General features: G+C 69.4%; 1 protein-coding gene. It reads right to left on the bottom strand.

The genetic code is table 11. The annotated features are described in order from the left end of the window. Position 1 precedes the first annotated feature (1 nt). Positions 2-11,998, bottom strand: coding sequence for an amino acid adenylation domain-containing protein (locus tag ACPCHZ_RS15250; protein ID WP_423485508.1), 11,997 nt, complete (start codon positions 11,996-11,998; stop codon positions 2-4). Positions 11,999-12,004: the final 6 nt, after the last annotated feature.

Raw genomic sequence — 12,004 nt, forward strand, 5'->3', positions numbered from 1 at the left:
GCTAGAGCAGTCCGAACCGTCGCAGATCGGTGACGTACTTCATGATGACGGGCGCCGTGACGTGCGGGATGTCCGAGATGTCACGGTCCAGGGCGAATTTCGCATCTTTGAATGCAGCACGGAATCTGTCGGTCGGCGCGAATGATCCCTGCGTCGGCTCGGGAAGCTGGAACTGCCCGGAAGGACGCAACTGCAACATCTGCAGCACCGAGTGCTCACGCTGCTTCTCCGGCAGAGCGCCGAGGGCCGTCTCGAACCGGTGCAACCACTCGCCGAAGTCGTCGATGCGCTTGATGGGCAGACCGGCATCCACCAGCCAGTCGACGTACTCGTCGGGCCCGATGCCGTCATCGTGCGGGTTCATCACGTGATAGGTCGCGAACCCATCGCCCATCCGGGCACACAGGGTGGCGATCGACTCGGCGACGAAATCGACGGGCAGCCCGTCGAAATGGGCGCGCTGCCGGTTGCCTGCGGCGTCTCGCGCGAAGAACGAGCCGGGCGCGAGGCCGGTGGCCACCATGCTCAGCACCATCCGGCTCACGATGTCCGACACGTTGAGCTGGCCCGCGTACGTCGGCTCGGCCAGGATCACGTCGCACCGGAACACCGCGACGGGCAGCGCGCACAGGTCGTGGGCCTCGCGCAGCAGCACCTCGCCGGCCCACTTGCTGTTCGCGTATCCGTTGCCGAAGCCACCGTCGTTCGTGCGGGTGGGGCTGATGACCCGAATGTCCGCATCCTCGGTGAACTCGGACGGGTCGATCTGGTTCCGCACGTCGCCGCTCGAGACGTAGCCGAAGGGCTTGAGTTTTGCGGTGAGGGCGAACCGGAGCAGCTCGGCCGTGCCTACGACGTTGGGACCGAACAGCTCGCTGTAGGGGAAGACGCCGTTGACCATCGCAGCGGGATCGACGATCAGATCGACGGTCTCGGCCAGACACTGCCAGAGTTCCTCGTCCAGTCCGAGATTCGCCTCGCCCTTGTCGCCCGCGATGACCTCCAGATGATCGGCGGCGAGTTCCCGGAAGTGCCGCAGCAGCCCCGGGTCGCCGCTGTCGAAGGTCTTGTCCAGACGGACCCGCGCATCCTCGTCGGACTCGGCCCGCACCAGGCAGATCACCATGCCGTCGACCAGGTCCATCCGCTTCAGCCATTCCAGGGCGAGGTAACGCCCGAGGTAGCCGGTCGCCCCGGTGAGCAGGACCGTCCGCACCTCGGCGCCCGGGCGCGGCAGGGTCGTGGCGGCGGTCAGCGTCGCAGCATCGATGAACTTGTCCAGTGTGAGGTCGCGGGCGTGCACCTCGGTGCTGTCGCGGCCGTGCACGGACGAGAAGCGGGGCCCGTGGCCGGCCTCCGCCTCGTCCTCGTGCCTGTCCACCCGCAGGCTCAGTCCGCTCACGGATGGCGCGTCGAAGATGGCGCGCACCGAAAGGTCGATGTCCAGGGTCATGTTGATCTTGCCGATCACCCGCATCGCGGACAGCGAATCCCCGCCCAGGTCGAAGAACGAGGTGTCGACTCCGACGCGCTCGACACCGAGCACCTCGGCGTAGATGTCGGCCACGACCTCCTCGGTGGGGCCGGTCGGAGCGCGGTAGGGGTGGGCATCCTGGTAGTCGGGTGCCGGCAGGGCGCGCGCGTCGAGCTTGCCGTTGACCGCCAACGGCAGCCGCTCCAGCACGACCACCGCGGCTGGCACCATGTACTGCGGGAGCCGCTCGGCCAACGCGGCGCGGAGCTCGATCGGGTCTGCCGTGCCGGTGACGTAACCGACCAGGCGCTTGTCGCCGGGGCGGTCCTCACGGGCGACCACCACCGCCTGCTCCACACCGTCCAGCCGCATCAGGGCGGCCTGGATCTCGCCGAGTTCGATGCGGTAGCCGCGAATCTTGACCTGCTCGTCGGCGCGGCCCATGAACTGCAGCTGCCCGTCGGCGCGCCAGCGCACCAGATCCCCGGTGCGGTACATCCTCGTTCCGGGCACCCCGAACGGGCATGCCACGAACCGCGACCCGGTCAGGCCCGCCCGGCGCCAATACCCGACGCCCACCCCGGCACCGGCGATGTACAACTCACCGACCACTCCCGCCGGCACGGCCCGCAACCAGCCATCCAGCACGAAGAAGGCGTTCCCCGCTGCCGGAACGCCGACCGGCGGCACCCCCGACCCCACCGTCAGCGGCCCGCTCATGGACGTGTACACCGTGGTCTCGGTGGGGCCGTAGGCGTGCCACATCATTCGCCCGGGCGCCCACCGATCCACCACCTCGGCCGGGCACACCTCACTTGCCGCCACCAGCGTCACCCCGTCCAGCCCCTCCGATGACAGCATTCCGACCGCCGACGGGGTTTGGATGAGCATGGTGACGTGTTCGCGGATCAGCAGGGCGCGTAGGTCTTCCGGTGAGCGGCCCACTGATTCGGGCACCACCGCCAGCCGCCCACCGCGCAACAGCGCACCCCACATCTCCCACACCGAGACGTCGAAGGCCAGCGAATGCCACTGCGCCCAAGTCTGATCCGGTTCCAGCCAAGTGTCGATCGATGCCAGCAGCTGAGTCAGGTTGTGGTGGGTGAGGGCCACACCCTTGGGGACACCGGTGGTGCCGGAGGTGTAGATGAGGAAGACGACGTCGTCCGGGCCCGGCGCCGGCAGCCCGGTGCTGGGCTGGCGGTCGATGTCAGGATCGTCGACGTCGACGACCACCGTGTCGAACTCGTCCAGCCGTTCGGCCAGATCAGTAGTGGTGATCGCGGCGATCGGCGTGGCGTCGGCGAGCATGAACCCGATCCGCGCCGCCGGCAGCGCCGGGTCGATCGGCAGATACGCCGCACCGGTCTTGAGCACCGCCAAGATCGCCACGACCGCCTCGGCCGAACGTTCGAGCAGCAGCGCCACGTACTCACCCGCGCCGGCGCCGAGCCCGGCCAGCAGGTGTGCGAGCCGGTTGGCGGCCTCGTCCAGTTCCCGGTAGGTCAGCGAGCGGCCCTCGAAGGTCACCGCCACCGCGTCCGGCGTGCGGGCCACGTGCACGGCGAACAACGCCGGAACCGACATCGCGGGCGGCGCAGGCCGGGTCAGCACGGCGCGGTGGCCGATCTCTTCCAACCGGGCGTGCTCGTCTTCGTCGAGCACGTCGACCGACGACAGCCGCCGGGTCGGGTCGGCGGTCATCGCCACCAGCACCCGCCGCAGCCGCTTCACCAGCGCTGCGACGCCGGCCGCGTCGAACACGTCGGTGTCGAATTCCACGCGGAGGCCCAGTTCGGGTCCCGGCGTCGCTTGCACTGTCAGCGGGTAGTGGTTGAACTCGCTGATCGAGAAGTCCGTGACGGCCAGTTCCTGGTCGCCGGCCAGGGCGGCGGCGTCGATCGGGTAGTTCTCGTACACGAAGAGGGTGTCGAAGAGTTGCTCCTGGCCGGTGATCCGGTGGATCTCGGTGAGCGCCAGGTGCTGGTGCTCGATTGTGTCGTTGTACGCGGTCTGCAACTGGTCGAGCAGGTCTGCGGTGGTGGTCGTCGGCGTGATGTGCGCGCGCACCGGCACGGTGTTGATCAGCAGCCCCACCATCGCGTCGGCGCCCACCACATCGGCCGGCCTGCCCGAGACCGCGGTGCCGAAGGCGACGTCGTTCTGACCGGTCAGCCGCGTCAGAAGTTGCGCCCACGCAGCTTGAAGCACCGTGTTGACGGTGGTGTGGCACGAGCGTGCCAGTTCGCCGAGCGCCCGCGTGGTCTCCGCGGGCACCCGGAACGCCTCGACGCCCCTGGCGCTGAGCCCCCGCGGTTGCGCCGGCCCGACGAGCGTGGGGGTGTCGAATCCGGCCAACACCCCACGCCATGCCTGCTCGGCGGCATCGATGTCCCGACCGGCCAGCCATGTGGCGAGCCTGCGATACGGGACCGCCGCGGGCAGGCGGTGCCCGTAGTAGGCGGCGAAGATCTCACTCAGCAGGATCGGCAGTGACCAGCCGTCCATCACGATGTGGTGATTGGTCAGCACGAACCGGTGCCGGTCGTCTGCGATGCGGATCAACGCCACCCGGAATGCCGGCCCTGCGGCCAGATCACAGACCGCAGCACGTTCTTCGGCGCACAACCGGTCGATCTGCTCGTCGACGTCGACACCGGCGGGCAGTTCGACATGACGCCACCCGGGCGCGGGATCCGCCGGGATGATCTGTACCGGTTCGTCGAACTGGGGGCAGAAGTGGGCCACCAGGTGGGGATGGCGGGTGATCACCGTGTGCACCGCATCGCGCAGGCCGTGTCGGTCGAGCGGGCCGGTCAGGGTGAAAGCGAGCTGCACCGCGTAGACATCGTCGCTCGCCTGTGCGGCGCTGGCGAGGAAGAGCAGTCCCTCCTGCAGGGGCGTCAGCGGCAGCACGTCGACGAGGTCGTAACGCTGGTGGAGCTCGTCGATCTGATGTTGGCCGAGGCGGGCAGGCGCGATGTCCGACGGGGTCAACCCACCCCCGCCGCCTCGCACATGGGCGCAGATGCCGGCAAGGGCGTCGAAGAACAGTCGGCTCAGCCGACTGATCTGATCGCGGTCGGTCACCGAGGGCGCCCACGTCCAATTGGCGTGCAGCTGTGGGCCGGTGCCGGTGTCCACGGTGCCGGCGTTGAGCGCCACGGCGTGCGCCAGCGGCATCGGCACCGCGGTTGCGGCGGCGATGTGTGACAGGCCTTCCTGACTGATCTGCCACAGCTCGTCAGCGGCGGCAGCCTGCCCCGGGCCGCCCAGCCGGCCGAGATAGTTGAATCCGATCGAGGGGTCGGACCCGGGCAGGTCCACATCGGGGTTCACGTAGCGCAGCAGCCCGTAGCTCAGCGGGTCGGGCAGGGCGCGCAGCTGTTCCTTGGCGTCCTTGATCACCGCGCCCAGCGCCGCATCACCGGCGATCACCTGTGCCCAGGACACGTCACCGACATCGAGCGCCACCGGGTACTTGGCGGTGAACCAGCCCACCGTGCGCGACAGGTCGACATCGGCCGCGAGGTCCTCGGCCCTGCCGTGGCCTTCGACGTCGATGCCGATCGGCGCACCGCCGTTGTCCAGGAACTCCGCCCACGCCAGCCCGAACGCGATCAACAGGACTTCGTGCACTCCGGCGTGGAACGCCGCAGGCACTTCCCCCAGCAGCAGCCGGGTGAGCTCGCTGTCCAACGAGACCGACAACTGCCCGGCGCTGGCATAGGTGTCCACCGCCGGCTGCACCGGCGGCAACGCGGGCGGGGCCGCCGTCACCCGCGTCCAGGTGTCGGCGTGTTGCACCGCCCCCGGATCTCGGGCGTGCTCGGCCAGCAGTGACGCCCAGCGGGCGAACGACGTTCCGCCCTCCGGCAGGGCGACCGGCTGGCCGCTGTGACGCTGGGCCCAGGCGATGTTGAGGTCCTCCACCAGGATCTGCCACGACACGGCGTCGACGGCCAGGTGGTGGATGATCAACGCCAACTGACCCGTCGGGGCCACCCACAGCGCGCTCAGCATCGCCCCGGCGGCCGGGTCCAACCGGGACCGCGCGGCGATCAGCGCCTCACCGGACAACACGTCCACCGATTGCAGGCACGCGCCGGCATCCACCGTGCCGACGTCGGGCACCGTCAGCGACCAGCCACCGGCGCCCTCCTGATCGCTGTCGACGCGAAGGCGCAGCACGGCATGGCGATCCAGCAGGGCCTGTAGCACCGCGACCACGTCGGCCTCGCCGACCCCGGCCGGTGCCTGCAGCACCATCGTCTGGTTGAACTCGTCGGTCGGCCCGTCCACGCCGGCCAGCCATCGCATGATCGGGGTGGCGACCACCGGTCCGATGCCCTCGTCGACCATGCCGGCCGAACCGTCGCTGATCCGGGCGACTCGAGCGACGCCGGCCACGGTCTGCTCGACGAAGATGTCGCGCGGCTTGCACACCACCCCGGCGGCGCGGGCCCGGGCCACCACCTGCATCGACAGGATGCTGTCCCCGCCGAGGTCGAAGAACGACTCGTCCACCCCGACCCGGTCGAGGCCGAGCACCTGGGCATAGATGTCGGCGAGGATCTCCTCGACCGCGTTGCCCGGTGCCCGATATCCGGCGGACGTGTACTCGGGCGCGGGCAGGGCGCGGGCGTCGAGCTTGCCGTTGGCGGTCAGGGGCAGCGCCTGCAGAACCACCACCGCCGCCGGAACCATGTAGCCCGGCAGCCGCTGCGCCAATGCGCTGCGCGCAGTCGTCGGATCCACGTCGCCGGTCACGTAGCCGACCAGTCGCTTGTCGCCGGGGCGGTCCTCGCGGGCGATCACCGCCGCCTGCTCCACGCCGTCCAGCCGGGTCAGTGCGGCCTGGATCTCGCCGAGTTCGATGCGGTAGCCCCGAATCTTGACCTGCTCGTCGGCGCGGCCCAGGTAACGCAGCTGCCCGTCGCCGCCCCAGCAGACCAGGTCCCCGGTGCGGTACATCCTCGCACCCGACTCTCCGAACGGGCATGCCACGAACCGCGATCCGGTCAATCCGGCCCGGCTCGTGTAGCCGACGCCCACGCCATGGCCTGCGACGTAGAGTTCGCCGACCACGCCGACGGGAACCGGATGCAGCCACTGGTCGAGCACGAACAACGCCGCACCGGGAACCGGCGAACCGATCGGCACCACATCGGATTCCGTGGTGAGTGGGGCGCTGATGGCCACGCACATCGTGGTCTCGGTGGGACCGTAGGCGTTGATCATCACCCGACCCGGCGCCCACTGATCGACCACCTCGGCCGGGCAGGCCTCACCCACGACCACCAACGCCGCCGACTCCAAACCCTCCTGCGGCAGCATCGCCACCGCCGACGGCGTCTGGGTCAGCACACTGACCTGCTCACCCACCAGCACCTCGTGGAAGTCCTCCGGCGAGCTCGCCAGCGCGTCGGGGATGACCACCAACCGCCCGCCCCGCAGCAGCGCACCGAAGATCTCCCACACCGACACGTCGAAGGCCAACGAATGACACAGCGGCCACACACCCGGATCGGGCAGCCCCGCATCCAACGACGCCAGCAACCGGGTCACATTGTGATGAGTGATCGCCACCCCCTTGGGCACACCGGTCGTGCCCGAGGTGTAGATCAGATAAGCCACATCGTCGGGATGCGGCGCCCGCAGAACCTCGCCCGGGCCGGCCTCGGCGACGGGGCCGTCCACATCGACCACCACGACAGCGATCCCGTCGAGCCGCGCACGCAGCGCCGCGGTGGTGATCACCACCGCCGGCGCAGCGTCGGCCACGATGAACCGCAGGCGCTCCTCCGGTATGACCGCGTCGAGCGCCAGATAGGCGGCTCCGGTCTTGAGCACCGCCATGATCGCGACGACCGCATCGGCCGAACGCTCCAACAGCAGCGCCACGCACTGTCCCGGGCCCACACCACGCGCAGCCAGCAGGTGCGCCCATCGGTTGGCGGCCTCGTCGAGCTGCCGGTACGTCATCGACGTGTCCTGGTAGACCAGCGCCACGGCATCCGGTGTCTGGCTCACGTGTTCGGCGAACAACACCGGAATCGACACCCGCCCTGCGGGCTGGGCCAGGATCGCGCGGTTGCCGAGTCCGTCGAGGCGGGCGTGCTCACCGTCGTCGAGCAGATCCACCGCCGACAGCCGCCGTTTCGGGTCGGCGGTGATCGCCACCAACACCCTCTGCAGCCGCCCGATCAACACCTCGATGGTGCCCGCGTCGAACACGTCGGTACGGAACTCCACCGCGCCGCCGATCCCCGCGGCCTGGCCCTCCGAGGTCCACCGCTCGCCGAGCGAGAACATCAGATCCATGCGCGCCGTGCGGGTTTCCACCGGGAGCGGGGTGACCTGCACATCACCCATGGCCAGCTCGGCGGCCCCGGTGTCCTGCCACGTCAATGCCACCTGCACCAGCGGATGGTGGGCCATGCTCCGGGTCGGGTGAAGCCGGTCGACCAGCACCTCGAAGGGCACGTCCTGGTGCTCGTAAGCGGCCAGGCCGCGCTTGCGCACCTGGGCCAGCAGCTCGGCCGCGGTGGGATCACCGGCCAGATCCGTGCGCAGCACCAGGGTGTTGACGAAGAATCCCACCACCTCGTCGAGCGCCGGGTCGCTGCGCCCGGCGACCGCGAAGCCCACGGCCACATCGGTGCTGGCGCTGACCTTGGCCAGCAGCACCGCCAGCGCGGCCTGGATGACCATGAAGGTCGTCGCGTTGTGCTCGCGCGCGAGCCGCGCAATCTGCTGCTGCAGTTCTGCGGACCAGTCGATCGTCACGGTGGCGCCGCGCTGATCTGCCGCCGGCGGATAGGGCCGATCGGTGGGCAACTGCAGCCGCTCGGGCAGCCCGGCCAGCTCCTTCTCCCAGTAGCCCAGCTGCGCGGATATCCGGCTCTCACTGTCCGCCAGATCGCCCAGCTGTGCGCGCTGCCACAGCGTGTAATCGACGTACTGCACCGCCAACGGCGACCAATCGGGGGCACGTCCGGCGCATCGGCTGAGGTAACCCGCAGCCAGGTCCCTGATCAGCGGGGTGATCGACGAGCCGTCGGCGGCGATGTGATGCACCACGGCCGCCAATACGTGCTGATCGTCGGCCAGTCGGAAAAGAGTTGCCCGCAGGGGTATCTCGGCTGCCAGATCGAAACTGTGGCGGATGGCGGCGTCGACGGCCTCGTCCAGCCGCGCTGCCGGCCAGCCGGCGGCATCGACCACACGCCAACCGAAGTCGGCCTGTTCGGGCGGCACCACGAGCTGCTGGGGTATTCCCTCGGGCGCAGCGAATAGCGTGCGCAGGCTCTCCTGGCGCGCCACCACATCGGCCAGCGCTGCCCTCAACGCCTCGCCATCCAGAGGCCCACTCAGCTGCAGTGCGGTCGCCATGTTGTACACCGGCGACGGCCCGTGCAGCTGATCGAGGAACCACAACCGCTGCTGGGCGAACGACAACGGCACCACCGCAGGCCGATCCACCGCCACCAACGGCTCACGCCGGCCCGACTCCTCACCGATACGCGGCGCCAACCGGGACACGGTGGGCGCCTCGAAGATGGCGCGCACCGACAGGCCGGCGTTCAGGCCCTTGTTGATCGCGGCGATCACCCGCATCGCCGACAGCGAGTCGCCGCCCAGGTCGAAGAAGGAGTCGTCGACCCCCACCCGGTCGAGCCCGAGCATCTGCGCGTAGATGCCTGCCAGGATCTCTTCGACCGCGTTCGTCGGGGCGCGGTACAGATCGCCCGCGATGTACTCGGGTGCCGGGAGTGCGCGGAGGTCGAGTTTGCCGTTCACCGTCACCGGCAGTGTCTCCAGGACCACGACCGCGGCCGGCACCATGTAGGGCGGCAACCTCTCGGCCAGCGCTGCCCGCAGCTCGCTCGGCTCCGCGTTCCCGGTCACATAGGCCACCAGGCGCTTGTCGCCGGGGCGGTCCTCGCGGGCGATCACCACCGCCTGCTGCACCCCGTCCAGTCCGGCCACCGCGGCCTGGATCTCGCCGAGTTCGATGCGGTACCCACGGACCTTGACCTGCTCGTCGGCGCGGCCCAGATAGTCCAGTTGGCCGTCGGCGCGCCAGCGCACCAGATCTCCGGTGCGGTACATCCTCGTTCCGGGCCCGCCGAACGGGCACGCCACGAAGCGTGCCGAACTGAGACCGGGCCGGCCGAGGTAGCCGACACCCACCCCGGCACCGGCCACGTACAGCTCACCGACCACACCCACCGGAACCGGGCGCAACCAGCCGTCGAGCACGAACAACGCCGCGGTCGCCACCGGCGCACCGATCGGCGGCGCACCCGTGCCCGGCGTCAGAGGCGCGCTGATCGCCGCATACACCGTGATCTCGGTCGGGCCATAGGCATTGACGATCATCCGCCCCGGTGCCCATCGATTCACCACCTCGCCCGGACAGGCCTCCCCGCCGAGCAGCAGCGCCACCGACTCCAAACCCTCCGGCGACAAGGCCGCCACCGCAGAGGGGGTCTGGGTGAGCACGCTGACCCGTTCGCCGACCAGCAGGTCATGGAAGTCCTCCGGTGAGGCCGTCACCGACTCGGGCACCACCACCAGCCGCCCGCCACCCAGCAACGCGGCCCAGATCTCCCACACGGAGAAGTCGAAGGCGTACGAGTGGCACTGCGTCCACACCTGTTCCGCCGGAAGGCCTTCGGGTGTCGAGTCCGCCAGGTGGGCCAGGTTCCGGTGCGAGATCGCCACCCCCTTCGGGGTACCGGTCGTGCCCGAGGTGTAGATGAGATAGGCGATGTCCTCTGGGCCCGGCGCCGGTGGCGCCGTGCTCGGCTGGGCTTCGACGGCGGGATCGTCGACGTCGACGATCACCATGTCGAAACCGGCCAGCCGGCCGGTCAAAACGGCGGTGGTGACCGCGGCGACGGGCTTGGCGTCGGCGAGCATGAAGTCGATCCGTGCCGGTGGCAATGCCGGGTCGATCGCCAGATAGGCCGCCCCGGATTTCAGTACCGCCAGCATCGACACGACGGCGTCGGCTGATCGATCCATCAGCAATGCCACACACGCACCGGGGCCCGCCCCACGGTGGGCCAGATGCTGCGCCAATCGATTCGCCGCTTCGTCCAGTTCGAGGTAGGTCAACGATCGGCCCTCGAAGGTCACCGCCACCGCGTCCGGTGTGCGGGTCACCTGTGTGGAGAACAACTCCGGAATCGACATCGAGGTCGCGTCCCGGGACAACACCGCGCGGTTACCGATGCGATCCATCCGGGCACGCTCGCCCTCGCCCAGCAGATCCATCGACGAGACCCGCCGGCTCGGGTCGTCGGTCATCGCCACCAACACCCGTTGCAACCGCGTGACGAGCGCCTCGATGCCGGCGGCATCGAACACCTCGGTGTCGTACTCGACGCGAAGGCCGAGTTCGGGGCCCGGCTGGGCCTGCACCGTCAGCGGGTAGTGATTGTATTCGCGCCCAGTGGATTCCGTGATCACCAGACCGTTCGAGCTGGACAGCGCGGCGGTGTCGAGCGGGTAGTTCTCATAGCCGAACAGCGTGTCGAACAGCTGATCGTGGCCGGCGGCGCGATGAATCTCGTTGAGCGCCAGATGCTGATGGTCCAGGGTGTCGTTGTGATAGTTCTGCAGCTGATCCAGTAGGTCTGCGGTGGTGGTGGCCGGCGCGATGCTCGCCCGCACCGGCACCGTGTTGATCAGCAGACCGACCATCGACTCCGCGCCCGCCACGTCGGCCGGCCTCGCCGAGATTGTGGTGCCGAAGGTGACGTCCCGCTGACCGGTCAGCCACACCAGCAGCTGTGCCCACGCGCCCTGCAGCACCGTGTTGACGGTGGTGCGGCGGGAGCGCGCCAATTCGCTGAGCGCCCGCGTGGTCTGCTCGGGCACCCGGAACGACTCGACGCCCCGCGCGCCCAAGCCCAGCCGCTGGGCCGGCCCGACCAGTGTGGGGCCGTCCAAACCGGCCAGAACATCGCGCCAGACCCGCTGCGCCGTAGGACGATCGCGACTCGCGAACCAGGTGACATACCTGCGGTAGGACACCGCAGCCGGCAGCCGGTGACCGTAGTAGCTGGCGAAGATCTCCCCCAGCAGGATCGGCAGCGACCAGCCGTCCATCACGATGTGGTGATTGGTCAGCACGACCCGGTGCCGGTCATCTGCGATGCGGATCAACGCCACCCGGAATGCCGGTCCGCCCGCCAGGTCGCACACCGCGGCACGGTCCTCGGCGCACACCCGCTGGATCTGCTCGTCGACATCGTCGCCGCCGGCCTGCAGCTCGACATAGCGCCACCCGGGCGCGGGGTCAGCGGGGATGATCTGCACCGGCTGGCCGGACTGCTCGGGAAAACGAGCCACCAGGTGAGGGTGCCGGGCGATCACCGTGTGCACCGCGTCGTGCAACCTGTCCGGGTCGAGCGGGCCGGTCACGGTGAAGGCCAGCTGCACCGCGTAGACGTCGTCGCCGCCCTGTGCAGTGCTGGCGTGGAAGAGCAGCCCCTCCTGCAGAGGGGTCAACGGCAG

Origin of the sequence: Mycobacterium sp. NPDC050041 (genome assembly GCF_049541695.1) — a bacterium.
Taxonomy (GTDB): domain Bacteria; phylum Actinomycetota; class Actinomycetes; order Mycobacteriales; family Mycobacteriaceae; genus Mycobacterium.